The sequence below is a fragment of the Macrococcoides bohemicum genome, from assembly GCF_016865215.1.
In the GTDB taxonomy this organism is placed as follows: domain Bacteria; phylum Bacillota; class Bacilli; order Staphylococcales; family Staphylococcaceae; genus Macrococcoides; species Macrococcoides bohemicum.
Genome location: NZ_CP054482.1, coordinates 85,242 through 111,232 on the forward strand (window position 1 = coordinate 85,242; position 25,991 = coordinate 111,232).

Consider the following 25,991-nt stretch of genomic DNA (forward strand, 5'->3'; position numbering starts at 1 on the left):
TGATCTAATGCTATTTCGTATATAATAAAGCAAAAAAATAAAACGGATAGACAATATATGTCTAACCGTCTTAAATATGTCCACTTTCTTTAAGTGAAATAAATTCACTATCTGTGAAAATAATATGATCCAGGACAGTAATACCTAATAAATCACCTGCTTGTGTAAGTTGTCTTGTTATATTTATATCTTCATAGCTAGGTTCTGTATTACCTGAAGGATGATTATGTCCAAGTATAATATTTGCCGAATTGCTTAGAATAGCTGTTTTAAATACTTCTCTGGGATGTACAACAGATGCATTTAATGAGCCTATTGATACGGTTTGAATGTGGGTAGGCTCATTTTTAGTATTGAGAGCAATCATTATCATCTGTTCACGATCTGAATCGCCAGCAAATTTCTTTAGAATATGATAAGCATCTTCTGGTGATTTGATCTTTCTTTCGGAGTACCACATTACCTTTTCTTTTATCATTTGAAGAGACACAATATTAATTTTCTTTTTTGTCATTATATTTCATTCCTTTATATATTATTTTAGAACCCATTCATGTCTTGCGATGGGATTAAGTGGGTGAATATCTTCTGAATTAGTAGGGTTGATAAGATGTTTGATTTTCTTTTGATGTGGTTTCAACATCTTCATCACTTCTTCTGCACGAGGGATTACTTTAGGATTCTTACCATAGGAGCCATAAGCGATAATGATTGTATCTGATTCCTTTGCAGCATCCATGATGTGTATGTCTGTATGTTGGTTGAAACCATCTTCTAAGTGTTTCTTGTTATGTGGAGATTTGATATTCGAGTATAGATTGACCATATGAATCGTCCCGTATCCAAGCTTTGAAAGCTGATTAAGCGTTAGAAATGTAGTGAGATCCAGATAAAGGGTTCCCTCATTTGCAGGGAACTTAGTGACAATAGTGCATGTTTTCTGGTTGGTATCCCAGGACTTTGTGAGTAGATATCTATGGTTTCCATCTTCGCTGAATACAGCATTCGTTGTAAGTGTATTTGTTATTTTAGTAAACATAGTTAAGCTCCTTTATGATTAGTATTCATCCGGTAGTAACATTACAAAATATTTAAGGTCTACGGTATCTTCTCTGATAACGTAGACCTTTTGTCTTGTGAAAACTTCATTTGATATGAATTTATAGGTATTGGAGTAGGGTGGTTGCTCCTGGAGATGTTTGATGCAAATAATATTATCTTTATCGGTTTTTCTGATATGGAAAACACTAAGATAATCTGGTTCCTCGTTTTGTTGTATGGCTTCTTTTTCTCTGTTTAATACTAGTGACCAAATGATATTGATAATATTATCAGGTATGTTTTCATCAATGCCACGTGTTATATATGTCTGGTATTTACTCATTGCGACCATCTCCAAACTTGCTGATAATTTCATTGATTACAACGATAGTGACTTGTGCAAACTTAACCCACTGTTTCATTTTGAACACTCTCCTTGTTAGTATCGAGAAGATGTAACTCATCGATAAAAATACTTTTACCATCTGTTAGATAGATTAATTTCACTTCTTCTTCTTCGACATAACCCATTGCGATAATCTGATCGTCATCCTGTACGATAAATGGATAAACATGTTCATCATCTAATGTCATAGAAAAATAGGTAAAGGTATCAACTTCCTTATCTGCACTTAGATCTCCAGATAAATCCTTACTATCAAATATTTCACCTAAAGTTGTTTCTACATGTTCGAAGTACCAGATATCATTTAGATATTTAAAACGTCTTTCTACAAACTTACATAGCTGTTCTGATAAACTCATGAATAATTCCTCCCTGTCTATATTCGATGTGTATGGTACATCGGATATATAATATATATTCAAAAGAGAATTAATTACGATTGCTGTAAAGTGATATTGGAATGAAGTGGGGGAGTACATAAATAAAAGAGGATAATTTTGATGAATATAGAGTTGAATTTATCGTCTCAAAAACGATACGGTTTTTTAATAGTTGGACGTTGTGATACGCAAGTGCGTATCATTTTTCCTACTATTTTTTCTACATAATCCAGTTCCCGTTTTCCCGTATTTTTTCGAGTATAAAGTTAAGTATCATTTAAATTTTTATAATGAAATCGGGACTATTAATAATATATTCAAAAATATTTACGGGGTTACGGGAAATACATCATTTAATATTTTAATAAATAATTAATAGAAATTTTACACTATGAGTTAAATTGAAATTGTATAATCGAATTGTATTCATTCATATTACATTAAGAGGAGAGTGTGGAAATGCAACAAGAATCATTAATGGAAGAAATCTTCAACTCTAATGTTTTAAGTGAAAAGCAAATTAAGATCAATATGTTTCTGTGTTATAAGGCACTTAAGGAGTCTAAGGATTTCTATGAAGCACTACCAAAGCTTATGGAGTGCAAGGATGCTTTGGTGACTGAGTATTACATTACAAAATCATTGAGTAAGTAAACTTTTCCGTATTCCCGTAGTATTTCAGATATAAAACGAATTATTAATTAATTGTATTACAATATTGCTGTAATCAGTAATGTATATAAAAATATTAACGGGATGACGGGAACAGATCATATCTCTAGATATAGTATGTTATTAGACAAAAATAAAGAGGAAGCGCTGAGTGGCGCTTCCTCTGGTTGTTTATCATTGAATACTTCTTTTAATACTTCTGGTGTGATCTTGAGTGTTATAAAGAATTCATATTTCTTTCCAGGTTCTTTGTGCTTACGGAAGTGAATTTCTTCAATAACTGATAAATATAGAGCTTTAAGTTGATGCTTTTCCAAACGTTCTACGTCTTTGAAAATAGCTTTCAGTGCTGCCTTAACTTCATCAACTGATATAGTGGGGATATGCTCACTTTTAAGCTTTTCAGTGAGTAGTAGTATTTCGTTTTCGATTTTGGTGATGTTATCTTGATATTCATTGATACTGTCTTTAAGTACGGGAGCTAAGTCAGGCGAAGATGCTAAAGCTACAGTTAAGTTATTTAGCTTTGTTTGTAATTCAACCAGTTCAGCTTTTTTGATGTTAATGTTACGATCTATCTGTACGGGTTGTTCCTGAATTCGTTCATTTGCTTTTTCAACTACTTTTTCTAAAATTTTTTCATTATTAATTACTTCGATGACTCTATTCATGACATAAGGTTCGATAAGGTCAGCTCGTACCGAATTTGCTGAACATACAGCTGCACCTTTATTTTTAAATTGACTACATGAGTAATAACGAATCTTTTTCTTCTCACCCTTTACCGTGTTGACGGTATTGGCTGCAGCATGTGCATGGCCGCAGACGGGGCATCGGATCAAGCCAGTTAATACATTTGTCCCTTTGCCATGAACTTGAGGCTTCTTGCTCATTTCAGACATACGGCGATGAACTTTATCCCACAGATCTTTTCCAATGATTGGTTCGTGCTTACCTTCTGCGATAATAGGATTAGGGTTATATCCTTTACGTCTTTTTTCATTCCAACCGATGTACTGTTGGAACTTGATTTGCCCAATATAAAATACATTATTCAAGATATACTTCACACCGGCAATATCGAACGGATTACCTTTCTTTGTTCTAAAGCCATCTTTGTTCAGACCATTCGCAATTGCACGATAACCTTTACCATTGGCATATTCATTGAATATACGTCTAACAATTTCAGCTTCTGATTCATTGACTGATAAGTGCTTCTTATCGTTAGGTATCTTGTCATAGCCTAGCAGATTATTCCCATTATAATAACCATTTCTTGCTCTCTTTGATTGGCCTAAGATTACGTTCTCTACGATTTGGTTACGTTCATATTCTGCCATACTTGCCATTATTTGTAGCATTAACTTACCGGCAGCAGTTGTAGTATCAAAATTTTCTTTATGACTAATGTATTCAATGTTATGCTTTTGGTATTCATCAACCATTCTTAATAAATCTGATGTGTTACGCGCTAAGCGGCTCGAATTATACACTATTATAATATCAAACATTCCATTTTTCGCATCTTCATTCATGCGTAGGAGTTCAGGGCGATTCATGTTCTTCCCACTTATACCTCTATCAACATAAACATCATAAACGTCATAATTTTTATTAGCACATATATTTTTTAATAATGCGATTTGTCCATCAATACTAAATCCTTCTTCAGCTTGAGGGGCTGTTGATACCCTTGCATAGATTGCTGTTTTTTTATTCATAATATAATCCTCCATTATTATTAGTGTGATTGATTTTGTGTGAATGATACTAAATTCACGGGGTAGTTCTTTAAATAAACAGCTTTTAATTCTTTGCATTCATTTATTGCAATGTGATCTAAATAAGGCTTAATTTCTTCAAGTGTTAACCGATTACTAATATTTTTAAGAATATGCGTTAACTTGGAACTATTAATCTTCGGTATTGATTTAATTGTTTCGGATTTATGATTAACCTGTTGAGCAAATTCATCTGCACTGATTTTTCCTTCTGCCAACTGCTCAACAAGTTTTGCTCTTAATTTTTCGCTATTTGACTGCATTTTAATTTGGTCTTTACGTATGCGCTCAATTGCCTGCTTAATGGGCTTATAAGTTTTTTCACCCACTAGGAAACTTTGAATGGTTTGAAGTACATTATCCTCGATATCCCTACCGTTAATAGATACGAATGGACAATAATCCATTGAAGTTTTCTTATGATTTCTGCATACGTAGTAGTAATGAGTCTTATCATTTCGTTTAACCTGATGAGTAGTCAATGTACTTCCACAGCATGGACACTTTAAGAACTTTTTTAACTGACTTTTAGTTTGCTGAGTTGCTATTCTTTTACGATTTCTTATGCTAGCCGCTTCTTTAAATGTGGTTTGGCTGATAATTGGTCTGTATAGCCCGTTTAATTCAATTCCGTAAGGTGTCTTCATCACACCTGTGTAGGACGGGTTAAGTAATATATTACGTACTTGATATTCTGGTACTAAGGTACCGCTTTGTTGCAATTCTTTACTGATCGCTTTGTATCCTTTACCTTGAATGTAACGGTCGTAAATGAATCTAACTATCTTAGCTTCATCTTCCTGGATGATGTATGTGCCATCTTGGTAAATATAGCCGAAGGGGGCATTTGTACTGATCATTTGTCCTTCACGGATTTTTTGTAAATTGCCATTCTTCACAAATGTTGATATGTTGTCTAATTCCATTTCAGCAAGTGCTGAGATAACCTGTAACTTGAACCGATCGAATGCTTTCGACAAATCAAAGATACCGTCCGAAACGCTTATGACTTTAATACGCTTGTTTTGACATATATCTAGGAATTCTAGCGTATGTTTTAAGTTTCTTCCGATACGGTTTAGTCGATAAACCAGTAGAGTCGTTACTTCAGAATCATCCTGTAGTTGTTCTAGCATTGCTTGATATTGCTTACGCTTATCATTGCTACCTGAACCTGTCTCCGAATAGAAGTTTATATCATCTATAGATATACCTTCACGTACTGCCAATTGAATAATTGCATCCTTCTGTGCTTCTAATGATTGCTGCTTTTTAGTACTGACACGTGTATATGCGAGTACTTTCATTTTAATCACCTCCGAAGTGATAATATAATCTTAAAATGGATTTAGATGATTGAAATATAAAGCCTAACGAATTCTCGTTAGGCTAAAGTATTTAGTCACGTTCCAGTTCTTCGAGAACAAGTGTCGTGAGTAACTCAATCAGTTCATCCATGCTTGTTTTTCCTCTCCTTTACAAACCTTCGAATATATTGTGACCATCTTGTTTTGCAAGAAAACCTTCTATGGTTTCTTTAGCTTTATTGTGTGTTGAGGTTTCAGTAGGCCTTTTATGTACATTTTCTTGAGGAGCTTTCATGCTTTTTGAAGAAGGGGAGGTTATGTTTTGATCATTGGAATAAGTTGTTTCTTCTAAACTAAGTAACTGGGCATATGATGAATCCATTTTGATGCTATAAAATGGGAGGATATTTACATTACCCTCACTATCTCTAGTTCTAGTTCGATTGGTTAAACGGTCTTTCTCTTTTTGAATTAAATATCCTTCTTCCCTTAATGCGTTAATAACCACGTTTACATCTTGAAAATTATATTCTTGGACTAGCCTCCCGAAAGAATCTTTTAAGATATCTATCTGAATATAGCGCTGTGAATTTTCCACGGTAGATGATACTAAATTAATCAATCCATAATTATCTGTATAACTTGTTAATTTGTTACCTGTAGAAAACTTACTACGGTTTTTAGCAACAAACTGTACGATGGCATCTAGCGCTTTTTCATGCATCGCACGATTAGTAACTGTGTTCCAATGGTAATCAACTAATATTTGTCTGATATCATCTGTTTTAAGCTTCATCCCTAAATTTTCTTCTTGTAGGATGGATTCTAAAAATTTGACTGATAACATGATGACTGCATAAGTATCTAACATTCGAGTACCAGTATTGGATTTATCTTCTTTCAGAGCTTCCTTGAACCAGTTTTTATGACTATTAAAGGACTCTGATAGTACTTCGATGTCATTGTTAATTAATTTATTAGCAACGTTAGCCAGTATATGACCGTAATTACTTTTTACAACTCTCTTAATCTCATCGGAATTTGCAGCACTCTTTGTCCAAGTGCCATTAAGCTCAATAACCCTAACGTTTAATCCGTTATTTTTATCGGTGTTTGGATTGTTAAGCAAAGAAAACTCACCTGTAGAAATAATTACTGTGTTCCACCTTCTCACGGATTTTAAGGTACCATCTTGATTCGAACGCGACTTTTCTACACCTTCAGTAATAGAGTAAATCAAAGAAGTCATTTTAGTAATATCAGACATTGAAAGTTCATCGAATGCAAAAGGAACACCGAAATTGTCGGTTAGGGATTGAACTATTCCATTTTGTGTTGCTAACCAACTTTTTAGTAAGCTATCTTTGCCTTTCTCAGGACTTCCAGACGTAGAGAGTGCCAACATAGCGCTGGTTGTCTTTCCCGAGCTTGAGTCTCCAACAAAATGAAAGAATAATGAATTAATATGTGTTATACCATTATTAAATAAGTAAGAGTTAATCAAGCCACTTATACCCACTGCTGTGGCGAGTTCAAGGAGCGGTGTCCCGAGTACTTCATTTTGAAACATTTTAATCCATTCATCTAATGTTCCTTTAGCGTTGATATTAATTTTTGAAGATGTAATGGGTCTTAAACCCTGAAAATTATCAGCAGCAAACGTCTCTTCTAAAAGTGTAAATTGTTCACCGGTCTTTGTTACAATACAACCTACAGAAGGGTATTCGATTACTTTAGGCAAAGTATCACGCATCAACTGCAAAGCATATGATATTTCAGACGTTTTCATAGGATTGAGAGTAAACCCTTTTTCAACCAACTTCTGTATATTCTTTACATTTAGTATGCTGGCATGTTCTTTAACTACCACTTCTCCATTTGTTATCTCTAATGATTCATCGCCACTGAGGGGATCTAAAAATCGCTTGCTAATTATGATATTAGGACACAATTTCTCTAAGGCTTCATCATCTTTCTTTTTAACGGTTTTATATAAACCAGTTCCAGTCCAAGTATATGGATAAATCGTTATATTATTTGTCATTTTTTGCTTCCACCTTTAATTAATATTAGAATCCAACACTGCGTTATGATTGCAGTGTTGAACCTTGTTCCAAATTCGAACTAAACAAAAACGTACTGTTGATGATTGGCACTGTTTGGTCCAAGTGATTTGATGTTATTTGGAATAGTTGACACCATCTCAACTAGAATTTTGCCAAGACAACGTCTTTCACCATTTGTTAAAGTAGCTACAGCCCGAACATTTTGTTTAATGTCACGCATACTGAACTTGTAAAATGGTTTACTTGGATCAAGCTTCCACACTATATATTCTGCATTTAAGTGTATTGTCATTTCATTTACTGCCTGTATCAAACTTGTATTATTAACAGCTTTTTTCGACAACGTTTGTTGTACTTTGTTAGTAGTTATCATTCTGATGTTCCTCCTTGAAAGAATTAAAATGTGCACTTTCAATCACTGGAGCATCAGTATTCACTGATGTTCCGTGTGATTCAAAATGATTATATAGACCATTATGAAATGGAGTTGAATTGCTACTGATGTCAGTGCGATCAAAACCATTCGATTGGTTAAATGTATTGTTTTGTATATGTTGAGCCAATTGTTGCTGTGCAATTGGTGATGGAATATCGAAATTCCACGATCTCAAATCATCGTAACTTTTTTTGTTTCTGAAGTATTCGACTTTACCTGTTTTACCAACCAATTGAGTAGGAGAGGAAAAACCGTTGTCGTCAATTTTATCTAAATATTCATTTAAGAACTGTGCGAAATTAGAAAAGGGCTTTTCGCTGACGAATAGTTTATACGACGTCAACACCTTTTGATCACCAGTTTGAATGTTGGTTAACGTGATATTTAACATAATAATCTCTGAAACACCGTTGACAGTATTCAGTGAGCTTGAACTAGCCTGGTTAATCTTAAATCTTACAGTGCCGTGTGGAACTAAATCCTTTATAAAATTTCTATTGTATTTTGTCATTTGTACTTCCTCCGATTTGTTTTATTTTTAAGAATGATTCACAACAAAAATCAGGGTGAAATTTGTTGATGGTATCTTTGAATTTCTGTTCCAAGTCAGAGAACCAGTCGGATTGTAATTCATTAGATACCTCGATCCATATTTCATCGTGTATTATGTTAATGATCTCTAATCCTAAATCACTGACAATTAATGAAAGTAATTTAATAGCAGTTGCGATCGAAGATTGTAACGCGAAGTTACGCTTCTGAGTTTTCGATAATGCTACCAATGGACTTACGTATCCAAAGAAAGTTCTAATGTAGACGTCATTTTCAACTAGTCTGAAGTATTGTTCAAGTGATTCGTAATAACTAAAAATAGCACTTTGAACTACTTTCACTGTTTTATTGTCAATAGGATATCCACCACTTTTTAAAATGCTACCTAAAGTCTTACTACCGGCTCCATATAACATAGCGAATATAAACGTTTTCGCAATACTACGAACACTCTGCGGTTTCACTGAATGGGTACTAAATTGTTGATGAATAATGCTGCCTATTTTTTCGTGGATATCCACTTTTTCTGCGATATCCTTCTGCAGTTGCTTATCACCCGAATATAGCGCCAAAAACCTTAATTCAGCGTTAACAAAGTCGATTGACCATATTGTCGATTCTTGAGATGAAGGTACAATATAAGGCTTCATCGCATTAGGTAATGCCGTTAAGTTTACTTTGGAAGCTGTGATTCTACCTGTATAAGAGGTGCTTGAACGCCAAGTACCGTGTAATCTAAGTCTTTTTGAATCCTCAGTCTTATACGGTTGTAGCTTCATAACCCACTGCTTATAGAATTTTTGCTTCTTAATAAGTTGATAAAGCTGCATATAAAGATGATGCTGAGTACTGTACTGTTTTAATAAATGTAAATCAGTAGTTACCTCTAAACCATCTTCTTCTAACAACTTCAAAATTTGTATTTTTAAATACACGTCATCGCAGTGTGTTAACGATGGAATTTGAACTTGTAATGTGTTTAAGAATTGGTAATATTCATGATGCTGGTCTATCATCCATTTGAAATCGATATAAACACATCTTTCAGTAAGTGTTGATAACACTTCGCTACAAAACGACTGTTCTAATGCGTACAGTAATTGAAATGCTTTATTCGCCTTTAATAATGCCGGGAGATGACCTTTTAAATCATCATCCCGAATGCTAGTAGGTACCAATAAAATATTTTGAATCATAAGAGATACTCCTTTTTGTAATGAAAATTAATATTTGTATAAGAGATCCGCCTCAATTAATTCACCTGGATTACTAACAAACTCACAATTTAAATAGGCCATCATATATAAATAAAAAGCATCTAGTATCTCAGATACATACTCATCATAAGCCTCAGCATACTCATCAATACATGTTGCAGATAGCACATCATCTACGTAAAAAAAGGTGTCACGAGGTAATTTATCGACATAATCAATCATGTCTTTCAATAGATCGTAAGCTTTTACTGACATTTCTCTTTTTGCAGTAAAATTAATTTCAACCATATCCGTATTTTCATCGAACTCAACCTTACTAAGTCCCGTTACAACGCTGAATTTATCTTTTTTCCACAAAAAATTTCTCAAATTTAATCATCCTTTTCTGAAAATTGTTTGAATGCTACTACTTTTTGAGTAACAATTGAAACTGTAACACCCTGAAATTGCCCTGATTTATACATTTAAATCATTGGATGCGTTTAAATTTTTGGCTAATCTAAAATTTAATACCTCATTTAATCGCGAATGTATTGTATTAGGTCTATTCATCTGAACTTGAGGTTGTTGAGATACTACGTCTAAGCAAAGTTGACTGATTTCGATATTATAAACGTGTTGCTGGTAACATAATCAATCATGATGTATGCATATTTTCTGCTGTTCAGACCTCAAGAACTAATTCATTGAATTTAGATTCTGATTTCACCAGACATCTGAACGATGTTTAACCTCATATATTTAGTTGTCAAAGTGCACTAGATTAATGACTTCGCCAATAGAATTCATGGGAAAATCATTTGTTGTTGTAATACAACAACATCTAAAGCAGTTAAGTTTTAGACAACAGACAATGAATTAATATTGTCTTCATCAATTTGTAAAGATACGTCAACACTAAACTTCTCACGATTGACAATTGCTCCACCTCCAAATAACATTTGACATGTCTAACCTATGGTAATAAGCTATTATAAATAGCTTAAGAAAACACATGTTGTTGTGTTTCTCTATTACTAATTTATCAAGAATAGGCTTACCTACTCTATGGAGTAAAATAGCTGGATTTTTTGTACATATTAATATCATTTTGGAGAGATGTATATGGAGTTTGCTGATTACTACTTTGAGCGCGATTTTGAAAAAGTTTTAAGTGAGATTGAGCTTATTATGTTCTTGAACAGATTAAGGCACCAGTGGAGAACGATTAGTAGGAAACAATTCATGGATAAATACGATATTTTCGAAGAAGTTGATATTGAAGAATTAGTAGATCATACAAGGGAAGCAAACATTAAGAAATTTAATACCCATATCAATAATTTGAATCTGTTTAATAAGTTAAGAGCACTATATAATAGCGAACAAAAGTTTCGGAATGATCCTATAATGAATGAGTACCAACTTAAATCATTAATGGCTTTAAAATTGTCTAGAGCAGATTTAAGTTATACTATTAGTTCTGATAAGAGAATCAAAGAACTAAACCAGTATCAAAAAAAATTAACATACAAGATAAATGCTTTGAAAAAGAGTAATATAATAACTGCTTCTAATAAAAAGCGAATAATTAACGAAAAAATCGCGATTAACTATAAAGAATCACATGATATATATAATTATTATTATGAAGAAGCAATGATGTATCCAAACATTGTTGATAAAGTTGAAAGTGTTCTACAAATTCAAGAAGACAATGGATTTATATTTTTTACTGAGTTTTGTAAATTTATAAGGAAGAATATTGATTTTAATTCGAATCTTCCACATAGGAAAAGAACTAGTAAGAGCGAGAGGGAAACACTATTCAAGAAATTAAAAATTCAATTAATGGATGTTCCCATTCCTATAGCTAGAATCCAGTTAATTAGACGGATGAACGAATATTTCGATAATTATAATCATGAAACTATTAATGATTTTATAGAAAAAGTATTAACTGAAATTAACAAAGTGAATAATGCGATATTAGGTTTAATAAAAGAAACGCAAATAGAGCTAAGTTCAATATTAGTGCAATCAATGATTATATATTTGCAAGATTACTACTTAATATTAGAACCTCCTCGTCATGTACTGAATATAGCAGGACCGTTGAGATATGAGGAATATATTTATAATGATATGCTAGCTGAAATGATTGAATGTGAATATAAAACGATTATTCCCTTAATTAAACAAACTTCTTACCTAAGTGATGATTTTAAAAAAGTTGATGTATTAACTTTTAATAATATCAATCAAGAAACCGAAGTACATGTTTTTTGACGATATATAATCCTTCAAAAATTATCAAGTCGAACTGCATTTAGTTGCAGTTCGACTTTTTATATATTCACATGCTACATTTATTGTAATAATACAATGTGTTAGGGGTGTCTAATATGGAGATGAATCGTTTTGATATTTATAAGGAGCTATGGACAAAATCACGAACTGCGTTTGCTGAGGAACATAATATCGAGTTTACTAATCTGAAGAAAGTCATAGAGGTACATAATATTCCATTACCTGATTCTAAGTATTTATATGATTACAGAAGAGGTGTTATTGGTACACTTACACCTATAGAAGGTGAAGATTATATAATTAAGATAGATGAGAAACTTAGCGAAAAAACTAAAATAACAAATAAGTGGTCATACTTTGATGATGATAAAATAGAAGAGATTTATAATGTATACATGGACTTGAAAATACCAGACAAGGTTAAGCGTCATCATAAAATCATTACTAAACATAAAGACTACCTGACATCTGAAAGAAGAAGAAAAAGGGAAGCGGAAATGAATCCTTGGGGTCATAGTTATTACCGTTCAGAATCAATGAAAGTTTTGAATGCCTCCCATATTTCAAAAGAAGCATTATCTGATTTTTATAAACTTTGTGATACTTTATTTAGAGCGGTCGAGAGCTTAAAATTTAAGGTTAGTGTTGATGAAAAATACATAAATTTTCAAATACATCGCAAAGACAAACAAGTAAAGAAAAACGATATAATGTTCGAAAAAATGAATATGTTCCAAATAAAATTAAAATTTAAAGAAAAGACGAAAAGAGTCAAAAGAGATGATGATCGATATTCTAGATATGATTATATCAATACGGGTTATTTCAAAGCGGAACTCATTGGAGTATATCCGTGGAGTAATAATGTTTATGGAATAAATAGAGAGTATCCTGGTACAGATGACCATGACACCTTACTTAAGAAGATTTTTGAGAGAATTTTTGAATTACCTCAATTATTGCATGATGCAGAGATTGAATATATTGAAAAGCAGAACGAGGAAGATCGTAAACGTAAAGAAGCTGAACAATTAAGAAAAAGTAGGGAAGCTGAATTTAATAATATCAAATCACTAATCAGTGAGTACAAGTTACACAAAGAAATAAAAGCATTAACCGAATATATCAAGCAATACAAGTTAAAGAATGCAACAATGGAAGAGATGATGTGGTATAAAGAGACGCTAGCTTGGTTGAAAGATGCTGATAAGGTTGATAAATCATTAGGTGATAGAAACCATGAACAAATAGTAAAGTATTTATTAAATGAAATGAAAGAAAACGATGTTGATTTCTATGATCCATCTAAGTATAGACGGTGGTGATTAAAGGTACAAAAACTTAGAGCAATATATTGATAATGCAAAGGGGAAAAAAGATGAATGCACAGGAAATATGGGATAATAAATTATCTGAAGGACAGCAGTTAGAATACAAAGAATACAGTTTTAATAATGGCAAATTTCAAGATTTAAGTGACAACCATAAAACCAAATTGATGAAAATTATTAGTTCTTTTGCCAATACAGAAGGTGGGACAATAGTATTAGGTGTTGGTGAAGATGAGAATCATAACCCAAACAAACTGAATGATGTTGGAATTTCAAAAGACGGATTTGAAATGTGGGAACAGTCTTTTAGACAGTTACTATCTAGTAAAATTAAACCGGTAGTACATGGTGTTAAATGTACTCATGATACTATTGAAGATAAAAACGTGATTAAAATTGATATACCCATGAGTCTCAATAAACCTCATGCAATTAATAATGGTAGTAAAGATGAACTATTCATCCGATATGGAAATCTAACCATTCCAATGTCTTATCAGGACATGAAAAATGCATTTGAAAATAAATCTTATATTGAAAACAAGATTAATGATTTTAAAAATGAAAGAATTAGCATGTTATTAGGTGGAGAAATCATAGGTGACTTAGAGGGACAGTCGGCCATGGTTATTCACATAATACCTGAATTGAGTATGAGAGGAAATAATTATGTAAATATTCGTGACGTAGCGAATAATAAAAAAATTAAACTATTTAGTCCACCAGACATGGAAGGACAATATACTTATAATATGGATGGTTTGATGACTGCATATCATTCATATGAAGAAAAGTTAAATGGTTACACTCAGCTTTTTCATAATGGAAGTATAGAAGTTGTAGAATCAAGGATGATGAACTACAAACCCCAGTCTGCGAATGAAAGTGGGATTTATGATTGGAAGAAATTTGAGAAATTACTTTTTGATAAGCTTATTGAGTATATTCAAACTATTGAGGCCCTAGATGTTTCAAAACCATTTCAAATATTTGTGACATTAATAAATATAAAAAATAAAAGAAGTATTGGTGATTTTGAGCTAAATCCCGTCAAACCATTCCCAAGATCAATAATAAACTCTTTGCCAGCGTATATAACTGAAGACATTGATGATGCGTTATATCCATTAATGGCTAGTCTTGCAAATGCATTTGGGTTTAAAAGTTCAGGTATTTATACAGAAGAAGGTATGTTAATAGATAAAAATTATTAAAATAAATACTTTTTGGGAGGAAATTTATCATGAGTAACTATATATTTCAACAATACCATAGCAAAGAGAACGTTATTACAGCTAACTTCATATTTTTTATAAGTAATATCAGAAGGATTTCTGAAAGGGCATATATGAATTTTATATGGAACATACAAGGAGAGAGCATACCGGAAGATAATAATTTTGTGATTCCGTTATTTAAAAATCAAATCAAGTTAAGTGGTTATAATAGTGTTCCTGATGGTATGATTCACCAATCTTCTAACAAAATAATTGTAGAGACTAAAGGTAACGGTGCAATATTTAGAGATGAACAGATAAAGGGTCATTTAAATTATTTTGATAATGAAGATTTAATGATTTTTTTGACTCTAGATAAATATAATCTTAGTGTGTCAGATAAGCTGATGATAGATGAAGCTATCGAGCACAAGAATAACACATTAGATGCACAAAAAATGAATAAAATTAAACATGTCCATTTAAGATTTAAGGATATCATCGATAAGATTTATGAAGTAATAGATGAAACAAGAGAATTTGAATTGATAGACTTAATTGAAGCATATTCTGAATACCTTCAATCTGAAAACTTATTAGATGATATTGAGGGAAGGATGAGAATGTGTCTTTCAGGTAGTTCATTTGGTGATAACCTTAAATATAATATTTACTTTCACCCTGCTGAAAAGAGAGGTTACAGTTTCAAGCCGATAGAATACATCGGGCTATATAAAGACAAAGCAATAAAAGCTATTGGAAAAGTAGATAAAGTAATAGTGACGGAAATAAAGGAAGGATCATTATCCTTGAAGACGGTTTATCCTGTAGGTACTGAGTTATTGGCTGATGAGTATGAAATAGTTAAAAATAAAATAATGGTGCTTGGAAAAGAAAAGTGGACTAATTTATTAGATGAACCACATTATTATTACTTAACTGAAGACTTTATAGAGACTGACTACAAGAAAACATCTAAAGGTGGATCGATGGGTGTTAAGTATTTTAATGTAAATGAAATTTTGAATAATCATAACTTAACGACTGAACAAATTGCTAAAGAATTATGTGATAAAGATTGGGAATGATAAGAAAGCAAATGTAACATCTAATACATAATGCAGAGTATTATCGTGAATCATATTTTAATGGGCTTGAAATAAATAAATTTAATGAGGTGAGAAATGGAAACGAATAAATTTTCGATGCATTGGACTTATTACAAATCTATTGAAAACAAACTAATAGCTACCAATCAGTATGTTACCCATACTAAAGACAATGAGTTATGCTATTCGGACGAGTTTATTTCTATAATTCTGCTATCATGTTCTGAGATTGACTCTATCTTAAAAGAATTACTAAGGAATATGAAGATACCTTCAAAGAAGAAATATTATCAAATGAGTGATTATGCAAGTGTTTTAAAAGAACTAACAACTAAAGGTGTTGAAACGGTATCAACAAGTATTCATGTATACGACTATAACCATGTCAGAGTTACACCATTTGAAAAATTAAATGCTAGTCAAAAATACGGAAATTTAAGTTGGTGGGAAGATTATCAAGCAATAAAACATGACAGAATCCATAATGTTGAAAAAGGAAATTTGAGGAATGCGGTTACTATATTAGCGGCACATTTTTTGATTATAAGATTATTGATTCAGTTTATTCCGGCAGAACAAGGACAAGAGTATCTCTATAAAGAAACTTGGAGTAATTACTGGATTCCTGCTGTATAAATTATTAATCAATTATTTTCATTCACAGTTTATTTTTATGAGTACTCCATATTCAACTTAAATAGAAAGAGAGAATTATATGACAATATTAGAAACCGAACGATTGATATTACGAAAGTTGTATCCTCAAGATAAGGAGTGTCTCACTAAAGTATTATCTGATTCTGAATCTATGCAATTTTACGATCATCCGTTTAATGAGTATGAGGTTGAAAGATGGATTAAGTGGAATATCGAAAATTATGCTACTTATAATTGCGGTCTATGGGCGGTTATTCTGAAAGAAGATGGGACTTTTTTAGGTGATTGTGGTATAACGATGCAAAATATTGATGGAGAAGTACTGCCTGAGATTGGATTTCATATTATTAAAGAATACTGTAATAAAGGTTATGCAACTGAAGCGGCGAAAGCATGTATGGAATACGCTTTTGATGTTTTAGGATTTGAACAAATATATTCATATTCAACGATTGATAACTTGCCCTCTCAAAAAGTAGCAGCAAAGATAGGATTGAAAAAACTTAAAATATTTGATAAGAATGGTTTGCAACATATCGTTCAAACAGCATCCAAAGAAAAGGAGAGCATTAAAATGAGTATCGAACAAAAATTATTTGATGAAGCCAAATCTTTTATTGTTAAACGTTTCCCTAAAGGATGGGGAGGAGCTGCAGCGATGTATTCCAAGAAAGGTGAAATTTATATTTCAGTAGCTCCCGAGGTTATCAATGCTTCAACAGAACTATGTATTGAAACAGGTGCAATTTTAGAAGCTCATAAATTTGATGATATTATTACACATAGTATCTGTGTAGTAAGAGATGATGAGAATAGTGAATTTAAAGTGTTAACACCATGTGGTACATGTCAAGAAAGATTACTTTATTGGGGTAACAATGTTAAGGTGGCTGTCACTAATGATAGTAGCAATTTAGAATATAAGTCATTAAGAGAGTTACAACCGTTTCACTGGACAAATGCATATAATGATATCGAATATAAAGAGGATTTATAAAATCTAATTGTAAATAGAGAGGAACAATTGAATGAATATATACATATTGCAACACGTACCTTTTGAGAATCCAGGTATTCTCGAAGCATTGAATGCAAAAGTTATTAATTTATATGAAAAAAAATCATATTTTACCTTATGAAAAGGATATCGACCTGCTTATTGTGCTAGGTGGTCTGATGAGTGTACACGATGATATCCCGTGGCTTAATCATGAGAAGACATTAATTAAAGGTTTGATACACAATAATAAGCCTTTACTTGGAATATGTCTCGGTGCTCAGTTAATCGCAGAAGTTCTTGGTGGAGAAGTATATCCAAACTCTAAAGGAAAAGAAGTAGGATTTGGTGTTATTAAAAAACAAACTAATGATTACTCATTCCTGCCACAACAGTTAGATGTATTGCACTGGCATGGAGATACCTTCACATTACCTGATAAAGCAAAGAGACTATACAGTTCAACGCATTGTGAGAATCAAGCCTTTATCTATAATGAAAATGTGATTGGATTACAATTCCATATGGAAACGACAAAAGAGACGTTAAGTGATTTGGTGGAAGCGGATCGTGAATATATAACTGGTAACGTTTTAAACAATACAGAGGAAGATATTATGACATATGATATCCCTGCTGAAAATCAGAAAGTATTACTGAGTATGGTGAATTACATAAGTGGAGGTCGTGTAAGTGGAAAGTAGAGTACATAAAGAATTACTAGAAACATTTAAGAAACTGACACCCATGGATTTGTCGGAAGAAAAGCTTCCCTCAATCCGAACAGCTAATAAACTGTTAATTCAGCCTTATATTGATGAAGCGATTACGCAGAACGAATACTTTGCTGAGTATGATGAGGAGGATATACAAGTTAGACTAAAAATCTATGCTCCTGTGAACCAGGTTGATACATTACCGGTCGTGTTATTCATTCATGGTGGCGGTTATATGTTTGGTTCGGTAGAGGGTAATGATGCTAAGTGTGCACGTTATGTAAAAGACATAAATTGTGTTGTAGTATCTGTTGATTATCGATTAGCACCAGAGAATCCATATCCTGCAGCTATTGAAGATTGTTATCTTGCACTTCAGTGGATTGTTGAAAATAAAAATCAACTTAATATTGATGTTGATAGACTTGCAGTAGTCGGAGGAAGTACTGGCGGTGGTCTTACAGCAGCACTATCATTACTAGCAAGAGATCGTAAAGGGCCAAAAATTAGGTTTCAGTTGCCGTTATTTCCAATGATTGATGATAGATGCACAACATACTCAAGTAATGAATTTAATGATAAGAGAGTATGGAGTAAGGAATTGAACCAATTTGCATGGTCTATGTATCTTAAAGGTGTTGAAGGAGATACACCGAAGTATGCTGCACCAATGCGTGAAACAGACTTTAGTGATTTACCACCTACGTATACGACAGTCAGTTCACTTGATCCGTTTAGAGATGAGACGATGAACTATGTAAAAGCATTAACCGAAGCTGGTATTCCAGTTGAATTTCATTTATATCCTGGTGGATATCATGAATTTGAAGCAATGGTTCCTGACTCAGAAATAAGTAAAAGAGCAGTAGCAGAATCAATTACAGCATTAAGGAAGGGACTTATGGATTTATAACTAAAAATCATCACATCTATAAGGAGGAAGCACTATGAACGTGAACCAGTTACCGTTGAAGAATAAAAGTATATTTATAACAGGTGTAAGTACAACACGTGGTATTGGATATGCTGTTGCTTTAGAGTGTGCGAAACAAGGAGCATCAATTTTTATTCAATATTTTAAGAGTAGTGAAACTTCAGAGGATTTTCAGAACGTTTGTACTGGGATTAAGCAAAAACTTATTGAAGGAGCAAAATTCAATTATATTCATGTCAATTTTGAAAATGATTCGTTTGTGGATGAAATTGAATTATTTATGCGACAAAATGGGACAATGGATTATATTATTTGTAATCATGCCCTTTCAGGTTATGACGGTTATTTATTAGAAACTACATCTGAGAATTTAGATAAGCATTGGCAAATTAATACGAAATCTAGTATCTTACTGTCCAAGTTATTTGTTAAACAGCACGATCAAAAAAATAGAGGTAAAATTATTTTCATGACTTCTGGTCAAACCCTAGGTCCTATGCCCAATGAAATAAGCTATGCATTATCCAAAGGAGCTTTAAAAGAAATAGTTAAATCTTTAGCACATGATTTAGCGAATAAAAATATTACTGTGAATGCGATTAATCCAGGTGTAACTAATACCGGATATTTAGATGGTTATGACTTAAGTGAATGGATTGAAACTAGCTTTCCATTTGGAAGGTTAAGTGACCCTCAAGATACAGCTAATTTGATTACGTTCTTATTATCTGATAAAGGTTCATGGATAACCGGCCAAATTATAAATAGTGAGGGTGGATTTGTAAGATAAGTAGCAATGAACTTCAGTTTAAGTGATAGAAAGGTCGTTTACCACCTATGTATACGGAAAATCAGTTCGCTTAAGGAGGAATAATATGATTATCAATTTCATGGTGTCGAAATTATAGCTTAAAATTCTCTAACTTATATTAATAAAAAGAGGAGATAACATGGAGAATTTTGAAAAGTTAAATGAAGCAATAGTACTTAGAGAAAAAGGAAGAGCTGAAGACAATCAAAAACTTATTACACAATCAAGAACAATGTTATTCGAGTTATTAGAACTTAATAAAAATAATCCTGATGTCAATTACCACGTAGGAGTTTCTTTTGATAATGCAGGTTTTACATTAGATGCAATTCCCTACTATGAAAAATCGATTGAATTAGGTTTGAATACAATCGATTTAGAAAGATGTTATTTAGGTCTTGGCAGTTCTTATCGTTTGATTGGTGAATATGAAAAGGCAGTTAAAGTACTTAAAACAGGCGTTAAACTTTATCCGACCAATAAGGCGCTACAGACATTTCTAAGTATCGCATATTATAATGTGGGTAATTATAAGGAAGCATTAGAGATTACATTAAACAACTTAGTGGATACTAGTGACGACGAAAAAATTAAATTTTTTAACAAGCCATTAAAATTTTATGCTAATCATTTAGATGAAACTTGGTCACCGAAAAAGTATAAAGACAATTAATAGAATTTGTATACCTATTTGATTTTAAAATATGTGCTCAAATCCTAGTAGTATTGGGAGAAATTTTATGAAACAGTAGAGGAGATAAGTTATGCACTGGAAAGAAAATAGAATCTTATCAGCAAAGAATGGTACGAATCCAATGGTAATAAAAGAATGAAAAGGAAGCTACGTGGTTTTTGGAGATGTTCAGTTTCTTCCGGGTTATTGTGTATTACTTCCGAAACGAGAAGTGAAATTATTAAATGATCTTACTATAGAAGAACGACAAGATTACTTATTAGACATGAGTTTAGTTGGCGATGCTATGATGAAAGCTTTGAATCCTACAAGAGTGAATTACGAAATATTAGGCAATAAAGATCACTTTCTTCATGCAAATTTATTTCCAAGATATGAATGGGAAGACGAGTCTGTTAAGTATATGCCAGTGTGGGCATATGATGCATCAAATTGGTCTAATGAAGAAACGGCTTATAATGCTGATAAACATGATGAAATTAGAAATAAGATAAAAAACGAACTTGAGCAGTTGTATAATATATAAAAGCAAAGTCGATATCAAAAGGATGATATCGACTTTATTTATAATAAACCGCACTCTTAACCGATACGGTGAAAGTTATCATAAGTAATGAGGTTTTTTCCTAGGAAATACCGCAGTCTTGAGAGATATGCTAATATTTATTATAAAAAATGACTTTTAAAAAAATAGAAAATTTATGTTGTATATAGTTGATACTGCTGATCCTATTTTTGGTTATTATAATAAATACTATAACCGAATTAAATATGAATGAGATGAGGAGATATGATGAGTAGAGCAAAGATGACAATTATTACGAATATGTGTATGGTAGAACGATCTGATGATTATATATTAGTTCAGGATCGACAAGGTAAAGCGTGGCCAGGTGTAACATTTCCTGGAGGGCATGTTGAAGTGGGTGAATCCTTTCATGATTCGGTCGTTCGTGAAGTTCTGGAGGAAACAGGATTAACTGTTCGAAATCCTAAACTATGTGGGATTAAACAATTTATAACTGAATCAGATGAGAGGTATATCGTTCTACTCTATAAAACAACTGACTTTACAGGTGAGTTGCAATCGTCATCAGAAGGAGAGGTATTCTGGATAAAAAAGGAGGAATTAAAACATTATAAATTAAGTAATGACTTTATGGAAATGTACGAAATATTTATCAATCCAGAGCTATCAGAATTTTTTTATGAGCTGAATGAGGATGGAGAGCATTGGGATATTAAATTATATTAAGTCATAAACATAGAAATAAATAATTACTTAGAATAAACTCCCTATTTTCAATTAAGTTATTTAACTGTCAGTAGGGAGTTTTTCATTGAAAGTATGATTACATGTATAACTTTATTATTAAAACTGATGACATAATAAACTAATGAATAAGGTAAATTCGTAAAACAATATTTAGCAACTAATTTAATAGTCAAAAAAAGATAATAGAATATAGAGATGCAAACTAGCAATACAATACAGACTTTTTAGGGAGTGTGATTTATTTGGTTATTTTAGAAACGGAACGTTTAATCCTACGTGAGTTAAGAGAAGATGACAAAGCAAATCTAGCTAAAGTCCTCTCTAATCCTATATCTATGCAATTTTACGATCATCCGTTTAATGAGCATGAGGTTGAAGAATGGATTAAGTGGAATATCGAAAATTATGCTATATATAATTGTGGTCTATGGGCGGTTATTCTGAAGGAGGATGGGACTTTTTTAGGTGACTGTGGTATAACGATGCAAAATATTGATGGAGAGGTTCTACCCGAGATAGGATTTCATATTATCAAAGAATACTGTAACAAAGGTTATGCCTCAGAAGCAGCGAAAGCATGTATGGAATATGCTTTTGATGTTTTGGGATTTGAACAAATATATTCATATTCAACTATAGATAATCTACCTTCTCAAAAGGTAGCTACAAAAATAGGAATGAAGCAACATAAAGTATTTGAAAAGAATGGTGTGCATCATATTGTTCAAAGAGCCAGCAGAGAATAGAAAGGGTTTGTAATTAATGTCATAATAAATTATTTTTGAATCATACGATGAATTTATAGGCATAATAGTTCTAATAGTGGGGTGAGAATTTATGGATAAATTAAATGAACTGTTAAAAAGTAAAGGTGTACCTAGAAATACAAAAGAAATGGTGCTATCTATGAATACAGATGGTTTACAATTATTAAATGACTGTTATGATGTAAATTCTAAATTTTATAGAAGTGTACAACCAGAAATAATTGCTCGTCAATTTTATGCTGATCCAAAAGTGGTAAAAAACTTATACCATTATACTAATGTTGAAGCATTTGAAAAAATTATAGCATCTAAGCAATTCTTAATTGGATCTATACACTATATGAATGATACCAAAGAAGTGAAATATGTTTATGAGTTAATGGAAAGTGAATTAAAAAACTTGAATGCCCCGGAAGATGTTGTTTCCATGATGAAAAGGTTAAACACTGAGTTACCTTATGATACTTACGTTTGGAGTTTTAGTGAAAATAATTATTCACAGGCATTGTCAAACTATGGTGAACTTGCCTTAGGTTTTGAAAACTCAGAAATAATGCGAAATCTTGGTGAATATTATTCGAGAGGACGATCGACACTTGATGAATATACTATTGGAAATGCTTATGTATTTCCTTTAAAAGTAGAATATAATCTTCAAATACAACTCGATTATATTAAAGAATTAGCTAGAGCATGGATTGTTGCACATAACAATATTAAGTATGATTCACCAGACATGTCGGAAGTGATTTCAGGTATAGTACAAGCATTATATTTCTTCTCTCTATTTTTTAAAAATCCATATTTAAGACAAGAGGAAGAAATTCGATATATTATACAAAATATAAATAGTGATAGTTCTTTAAATCCTGAAACTCAAATGAACGATAAACCATTTGCTGTTTGTAAAATGACATCAGAGATGCTTAAGGAAGTAATCATAAATCGAGATAATGCTGATAAAAAAACTAAAATTGAATCACTATTGAAAAATCATTCATTTGAAGGTACAAAGGTTAGTATTACAAAGCTTCCGTATTAATATCTTGTAAGGAGTGATACTTTGAAAGGTTTGGATCAATCTTGGGATATATATGTTTCTGAATTTATAAAAAGAGATACTAAAATAGAAGAAATCAAAAAATATTTGAATAATACTTATAAGAAAGAACTAGTTTAATTTAGTATTGTTGGAGCAGAAATTCCTTATAACCGTTGGAAAAATAGACTTGCAAATGAATGGTCAGAATTAGCAAATATAGTTTATATAAAATGCTACAAAAATAATAGAGAAGAATCAAGACCAATTATAGTAGGAGTTACTAAAACAGGTAAGATGGGTAGTATAGATATCGATTTAAATGTCGATATAAACATAGGGAGAAAAAACTTTGAAATATCCGGGCGAAAATTTTTAAAAGATAATGATTTTGACTTTGATTTCAGTAGGAGATATGCAATAAGTTGTGATAGTCCTTTGGAAGCTTTCCTCTTAGAAAGAGCAATTCAAAATGAGTTCAATTTGTTTCCTAGTTAGATATGAATTAAATATTTTAAGTGCATATAATTACTCAGAAAAATATATAAATTAGATGCAACAAAAGTACCAGTTGACTACTTTAAAAATTTTTTAAAATAGATGGAATGAAAGGTTCTTTGTATTACCAGATTATTCATTTGTCATAGCGCCTTTTAATAACTGAATTGTAGATTCAGGTACATTATTAACACCTCTAAAGTCGAATTTTTAGCTTCAACTTTAGGGGTGCACTTCAGTTATTTAGAGTCTTGTTATTCATTATTCAAAATTATGTTTCTTTAAAATGTCCAAATGCCTTCTCTCATTATTTCTTCTTCTTCTTCTCCATTTCTTGATATACCTATTATACTCAAGTCTTTACTGCCAAACATAAAATCTTCATGAACCATGGAGTGATTAATACCTTGTTGATTTTTTTCATCTTCAGTCAAATGAGATCCATTTTTAATGGTGTTAAGGTATGCATTTCCTAAAGCAAAATGGCAAGATGCATTTTCATCTAGCAAAGTATTAGAAAATAAAATATTTGAGTTTGCAATAGGAGTATCCTCAGAAACTAATGCTATTTCACCAAAATATTGAGCATTTTCGTTACTGAAAATAAATTCTTTCAGTAATTCTCTTCCCTTTTTAGCATCAAAACTAATTATTTCCCCTTTTTCAAACACTAATTCGATATCTTCTATAACTTGACCACCATAGCTTATAGGCTTAGTAGTCATTACAGTTCCATTTACTTCATACTTATTTGGTGTAGTAAATATCTCTTCAGTAGGGATATTTGTTATAAAGGATGCTCCAGTATTAGTTTTGTTAAATGAAGTTTTCCATATGTGGTTATTAACTAGTCCTACTTCTAAATTAGTATTTTCAGAAGTGAATCTTAAAGTTTTAAATTGCTTAGAGTTTAAATAATAAGCTTTTGCTGTCAATTGTTCTATATGCTTTCTCCAGTTTCCTGAAGAATCTAGATTGTTCGCTCTTACTGCATTAATTATCTCATGCATAAGTTTTTCATAAGCTACTTCATCATTATCATCAGGAAAAACGTACTTAGCCCATTTTTTAGATGGAAATACTGCTACTGTCCATACTAATTCATCAGATCTTATCATTTTAAAGTATTTACTGAAAGCAGATTTGTTGGAACTCATATGTGTTGTAATCTTTTTATAGTCTAAACCATTATAGATATCAGGGCTTTCAGATTCTATTACTAATTGTGCCGATCTTAAATTCGCATATTCCATTCTTTCATCAATAATGTATTGAGGAATAGATTTAAATGTCTGATAATCCTTATAAGTATAGTCTAATCTTTGGATTTCACTATCACTGTAAGCTACTTTAACATTCTTTGCTCCACGTTTATATGCTAATTCCACGACCAATCTCACTAAAGGTGCTGATTCAACATCTGCACGAATAAATAACAATTGATTTTCTTTTATTTCCAGAGCCGTATCTACCAATATTTCTGCATAATTTACTAAATAATTCACTTTAAGAAGCCTCCAGTATTTTTTATTCCATGGCAACTATATCGAGAATTATTTGTTTACTTTAACTAATATACCAATTAACCTCGAGATAGCGTGTACTATTATTATTTATTAAAGTATTCAATGTCCCACATCCTTAATTAATATTAAATCTATTATAACATGAAAATGAAGTAAATAATTTGAATCAAACTATTGGATTCAAGTGACATTAATATCTATCTCGAAGATTACTTAAGTTAATAAATGAGTAACTAGTTCTAGTAAACTTGGTACAGTAGGAGATATTT

Annotated in this window: 27 protein-coding genes and 1 pseudogene; 16 read left to right on the forward strand and 12 right to left on the reverse strand. The window is 31.9% G+C overall.

Features of this window, described 5'->3' with window-relative positions; genetic code table 11:
• Positions 1-70: 70 nt before the first annotated feature.
• The 4 genes from HT586_RS00470 to HT586_RS00485 form a co-directional block, all read right to left on the reverse strand.
• Positions 71-514 (reverse strand): JAB domain-containing protein, encoded by a 444-nt coding sequence (locus HT586_RS00470; protein ID WP_133353683.1) that lies wholly within the window; start codon positions 512-514, stop codon positions 71-73.
• A gap of 21 nt (positions 515-535) precedes the next feature.
• Positions 536-1,039 carry a DUF1643 domain-containing protein gene (locus HT586_RS00475; RefSeq protein WP_133353684.1) on the reverse strand — a complete coding sequence of 168 codons (504 nt, stop codon included), beginning with the start codon at positions 1,037-1,039 and terminating at the stop codon, positions 536-538.
• 18 nt (positions 1,040-1,057) lie between these two features.
• The gene (locus tag HT586_RS00480; RefSeq protein WP_203545963.1) at positions 1,058-1,384 is read right to left on the reverse strand and encodes a DUF960 family protein; all 327 of its coding nucleotides are present in this window, start codon (positions 1,382-1,384) and stop codon (positions 1,058-1,060) included.
• A gap of 62 nt (positions 1,385-1,446) precedes the next feature.
• The gene (locus HT586_RS00485) at positions 1,447-1,806 is read right to left on the reverse strand and encodes an SAUGI family uracil-DNA glycosylase inhibitor (protein WP_165958605.1); all 360 of its coding nucleotides are present in this window, start codon (positions 1,804-1,806) and stop codon (positions 1,447-1,449) included.
• A gap of 480 nt (positions 1,807-2,286) precedes the next feature.
• On the opposite strand from HT586_RS00485, the gene HT586_RS00490 reads away from it, so the two are divergent.
• Positions 2,287-2,481, forward strand: a complete 195-nt coding sequence (locus HT586_RS00490; protein ID WP_203545933.1) for a hypothetical protein — start codon at positions 2,287-2,289, stop codon at positions 2,479-2,481.
• 116 nt (positions 2,482-2,597) lie between these two features.
• Here HT586_RS00490 and HT586_RS00495 read toward each other — a convergent pair whose 3' ends face one another.
• The 7 genes from HT586_RS00495 to HT586_RS00525 all read right to left on the reverse strand — a co-directional run bounded on the left by HT586_RS00495 (position 2,598) and on the right by HT586_RS00525 (position 10,218).
• The gene (locus HT586_RS00495) at positions 2,598-4,238 is read right to left on the reverse strand and encodes a recombinase family protein (RefSeq protein ID WP_407943981.1); all 1,641 of its coding nucleotides are present in this window, start codon (positions 4,236-4,238) and stop codon (positions 2,598-2,600) included.
• Positions 4,239-4,243: 5 nt separating this feature from the next.
• Entirely contained in the window at positions 4,244-5,590 is a 1,347-nt protein-coding gene (locus tag HT586_RS00500; RefSeq protein WP_203545965.1) for a recombinase family protein, read from the reverse strand.
• 169 nt (positions 5,591-5,759) lie between these two features.
• A complete protein-coding gene (locus HT586_RS00505) occupies positions 5,760-7,634 on the reverse strand; it encodes a DUF927 domain-containing protein (protein WP_203545966.1) in 1,875 nt (624 codons plus the stop codon).
• A gap of 80 nt (positions 7,635-7,714) precedes the next feature.
• Positions 7,715-8,029, reverse strand: a complete 315-nt coding sequence (locus HT586_RS00510) for a hypothetical protein (protein ID WP_203545967.1) — start codon at positions 8,027-8,029, stop codon at positions 7,715-7,717.
• The gene (locus tag HT586_RS00515; protein ID WP_203545968.1) at positions 8,016-8,603 is read right to left on the reverse strand and encodes a hypothetical protein; all 588 of its coding nucleotides are present in this window, start codon (positions 8,601-8,603) and stop codon (positions 8,016-8,018) included. Before HT586_RS00515 ends, HT586_RS00510 begins: the two co-directional genes overlap by 14 nt.
• The gene (locus tag HT586_RS00520) at positions 8,587-9,840 is read right to left on the reverse strand and encodes a DNA polymerase (protein WP_203545969.1); all 1,254 of its coding nucleotides are present in this window, start codon (positions 9,838-9,840) and stop codon (positions 8,587-8,589) included. The genes HT586_RS00515 and HT586_RS00520 overlap by 17 nt, the downstream gene beginning before the upstream one ends.
• A 27-nt stretch (positions 9,841-9,867) precedes the next feature.
• Positions 9,868-10,218, reverse strand: a complete 351-nt coding sequence (locus tag HT586_RS00525) for a hypothetical protein (RefSeq protein ID WP_203545970.1) — start codon at positions 10,216-10,218, stop codon at positions 9,868-9,870.
• Positions 10,219-10,965: 747 nt separating this feature from the next.
• On the opposite strand from HT586_RS00525, the gene HT586_RS00530 reads away from it, so the two are divergent.
• The 15 genes and pseudogenes from HT586_RS00530 to HT586_RS00600 all read left to right on the forward strand — a co-directional run bounded on the left by HT586_RS00530 (position 10,966) and on the right by HT586_RS00600 (position 23,701).
• Complete coding sequence (locus tag HT586_RS00530) at positions 10,966-12,129, forward strand: hypothetical protein (protein ID WP_203545971.1); 1,164 nt, start codon at positions 10,966-10,968, stop codon at positions 12,127-12,129.
• 116 nt (positions 12,130-12,245) lie between these two features.
• The gene (locus HT586_RS00535; protein WP_203545972.1) at positions 12,246-13,475 is read left to right on the forward strand and encodes a hypothetical protein; all 1,230 of its coding nucleotides are present in this window, start codon (positions 12,246-12,248) and stop codon (positions 13,473-13,475) included.
• Positions 13,476-13,528: 53 nt separating this feature from the next.
• A complete protein-coding gene (locus HT586_RS00540; protein ID WP_203545973.1) occupies positions 13,529-14,695 on the forward strand; it encodes an AlbA family DNA-binding domain-containing protein in 1,167 nt (388 codons plus the stop codon).
• 134 nt (positions 14,696-14,829) lie between these two features.
• Positions 14,830-15,786 (forward strand): hypothetical protein, encoded by a 957-nt coding sequence (locus tag HT586_RS12375; RefSeq protein WP_238999265.1) that lies wholly within the window; start codon positions 14,830-14,832, stop codon positions 15,784-15,786.
• Between the two features lie 96 nt (positions 15,787-15,882).
• Entirely contained in the window at positions 15,883-16,443 is a 561-nt protein-coding gene (locus HT586_RS00550) for a hypothetical protein (RefSeq protein WP_203545974.1), read from the forward strand.
• A gap of 79 nt (positions 16,444-16,522) precedes the next feature.
• Positions 16,523-16,951 (forward strand): annotated as a pseudogene (locus HT586_RS00555) (GNAT family N-acetyltransferase); the annotation flags it as partial.
• 87 nt (positions 16,952-17,038) lie between these two features.
• Complete coding sequence (locus HT586_RS00560; protein ID WP_203546514.1) at positions 17,039-17,461, forward strand: cytidine deaminase; 423 nt, start codon at positions 17,039-17,041, stop codon at positions 17,459-17,461.
• Positions 17,462-17,553: 92 nt separating this feature from the next.
• On the forward strand, positions 17,554-18,165 hold the full coding sequence (locus HT586_RS00565) for a type 1 glutamine amidotransferase (protein WP_238999267.1): 612 nt from the start codon (positions 17,554-17,556) through the stop codon (positions 18,163-18,165).
• On the forward strand, positions 18,155-19,090 hold the full coding sequence (locus tag HT586_RS00570; RefSeq protein ID WP_203545975.1) for an alpha/beta hydrolase: 936 nt from the start codon (positions 18,155-18,157) through the stop codon (positions 19,088-19,090). The genes HT586_RS00565 and HT586_RS00570 overlap by 11 nt, the downstream gene beginning before the upstream one ends.
• 34 nt (positions 19,091-19,124) lie before the next feature.
• Positions 19,125-19,901: an SDR family oxidoreductase gene (locus tag HT586_RS00575; RefSeq protein WP_203545976.1), complete on the forward strand. Its 777-nt coding sequence runs from the start codon at positions 19,125-19,127 to the stop codon at positions 19,899-19,901.
• Positions 19,902-20,061: 160 nt separating this feature from the next.
• The gene (locus HT586_RS00580; RefSeq protein ID WP_203545977.1) at positions 20,062-20,595 is read left to right on the forward strand and encodes a tetratricopeptide repeat protein; all 534 of its coding nucleotides are present in this window, start codon (positions 20,062-20,064) and stop codon (positions 20,593-20,595) included.
• A gap of 172 nt (positions 20,596-20,767) precedes the next feature.
• On the forward strand, positions 20,768-21,142 hold the full coding sequence (locus HT586_RS00585; RefSeq protein ID WP_238999269.1) for an HIT family protein: 375 nt from the start codon (positions 20,768-20,770) through the stop codon (positions 21,140-21,142).
• Between the two features lie 267 nt (positions 21,143-21,409).
• Positions 21,410-21,871, forward strand: a complete 462-nt coding sequence (locus tag HT586_RS00590) for an 8-oxo-dGTP diphosphatase (protein ID WP_203545978.1) — start codon at positions 21,410-21,412, stop codon at positions 21,869-21,871.
• Positions 21,872-22,134: 263 nt separating this feature from the next.
• A complete protein-coding gene (locus tag HT586_RS00595; RefSeq protein WP_203545979.1) occupies positions 22,135-22,638 on the forward strand; it encodes a GNAT family N-acetyltransferase in 504 nt (167 codons plus the stop codon).
• 91 nt (positions 22,639-22,729) lie between these two features.
• Positions 22,730-23,701 carry a hypothetical protein gene (locus tag HT586_RS00600; protein ID WP_203545980.1) on the forward strand — a complete coding sequence of 324 codons (972 nt, stop codon included), beginning with the start codon at positions 22,730-22,732 and terminating at the stop codon, positions 23,699-23,701.
• Between the two features lie 776 nt (positions 23,702-24,477).
• On the opposite strand, the gene HT586_RS00605 is transcribed toward HT586_RS00600, so the two are convergent.
• A complete protein-coding gene (locus HT586_RS00605) occupies positions 24,478-25,701 on the reverse strand; it encodes an aminopeptidase (protein ID WP_203545981.1) in 1,224 nt (407 codons plus the stop codon).
• Positions 25,702-25,991 lie beyond the last annotated feature (290 nt).

Coding starts and splice junctions, on each gene's coding strand:
- HT586_RS00470 (WP_133353683.1), bottom strand. CDS start 514: ATGACAAAAAAGAAAATTAATATTGTGTCTCTTCAAATGATAAAAGAA.
- HT586_RS00475 (WP_133353684.1), bottom strand. CDS start 1,039: ATGTTTACTAAAATAACAAATACACTTACAACGAATGCTGTATTCAGC.
- HT586_RS00480 (WP_203545963.1), bottom strand. CDS start 1,384: ATGAGTAAATACCAGACATATATAACACGTGGCATTGATGAAAACATA.
- HT586_RS00485 (WP_165958605.1), bottom strand. CDS start 1,806: ATGAGTTTATCAGAACAGCTATGTAAGTTTGTAGAAAGACGTTTTAAA.
- HT586_RS00490 (WP_203545933.1), top strand. CDS start 2,287: ATGCAACAAGAATCATTAATGGAAGAAATCTTCAACTCTAATGTTTTA.
- HT586_RS00495 (WP_407943981.1), bottom strand. CDS start 4,238: ATGGAGGATTATATTATGAATAAAAAAACAGCAATCTATGCAAGGGTA.
- HT586_RS00500 (WP_203545965.1), bottom strand. CDS start 5,590: ATGAAAGTACTCGCATATACACGTGTCAGTACTAAAAAGCAGCAATCA.
- HT586_RS00505 (WP_203545966.1), bottom strand. CDS start 7,634: ATGACAAATAATATAACGATTTATCCATATACTTGGACTGGAACTGGT.
- HT586_RS00510 (WP_203545967.1), bottom strand. CDS start 8,029: ATGATAACTACTAACAAAGTACAACAAACGTTGTCGAAAAAAGCTGTT.
- HT586_RS00515 (WP_203545968.1), bottom strand. CDS start 8,603: ATGACAAAATACAATAGAAATTTTATAAAGGATTTAGTTCCACACGGC.
- HT586_RS00520 (WP_203545969.1), bottom strand. CDS start 9,840: ATGATTCAAAATATTTTATTGGTACCTACTAGCATTCGGGATGATGAT.
- HT586_RS00530 (WP_203545971.1), top strand. CDS start 10,966: ATGGAGTTTGCTGATTACTACTTTGAGCGCGATTTTGAAAAAGTTTTA.
- HT586_RS00535 (WP_203545972.1), top strand. CDS start 12,246: ATGGAGATGAATCGTTTTGATATTTATAAGGAGCTATGGACAAAATCA.
- HT586_RS00540 (WP_203545973.1), top strand. CDS start 13,529: ATGAATGCACAGGAAATATGGGATAATAAATTATCTGAAGGACAGCAG.
- HT586_RS12375 (WP_238999265.1), top strand. CDS start 14,830: ATGAATTTTATATGGAACATACAAGGAGAGAGCATACCGGAAGATAAT.
- HT586_RS00550 (WP_203545974.1), top strand. CDS start 15,883: ATGGAAACGAATAAATTTTCGATGCATTGGACTTATTACAAATCTATT.
- HT586_RS00560 (WP_203546514.1), top strand. CDS start 17,039: ATGAGTATCGAACAAAAATTATTTGATGAAGCCAAATCTTTTATTGTT.
- HT586_RS00565 (WP_238999267.1), top strand. CDS start 17,554: ATGCAAAAGTTATTAATTTATATGAAAAAAAATCATATTTTACCTTAT.
- HT586_RS00575 (WP_203545976.1), top strand. CDS start 19,125: ATGAACGTGAACCAGTTACCGTTGAAGAATAAAAGTATATTTATAACA.
- HT586_RS00580 (WP_203545977.1), top strand. CDS start 20,062: ATGGAGAATTTTGAAAAGTTAAATGAAGCAATAGTACTTAGAGAAAAA.
- HT586_RS00590 (WP_203545978.1), top strand. CDS start 21,410: ATGAGTAGAGCAAAGATGACAATTATTACGAATATGTGTATGGTAGAA.
- HT586_RS00600 (WP_203545980.1), top strand. CDS start 22,730: ATGGATAAATTAAATGAACTGTTAAAAAGTAAAGGTGTACCTAGAAAT.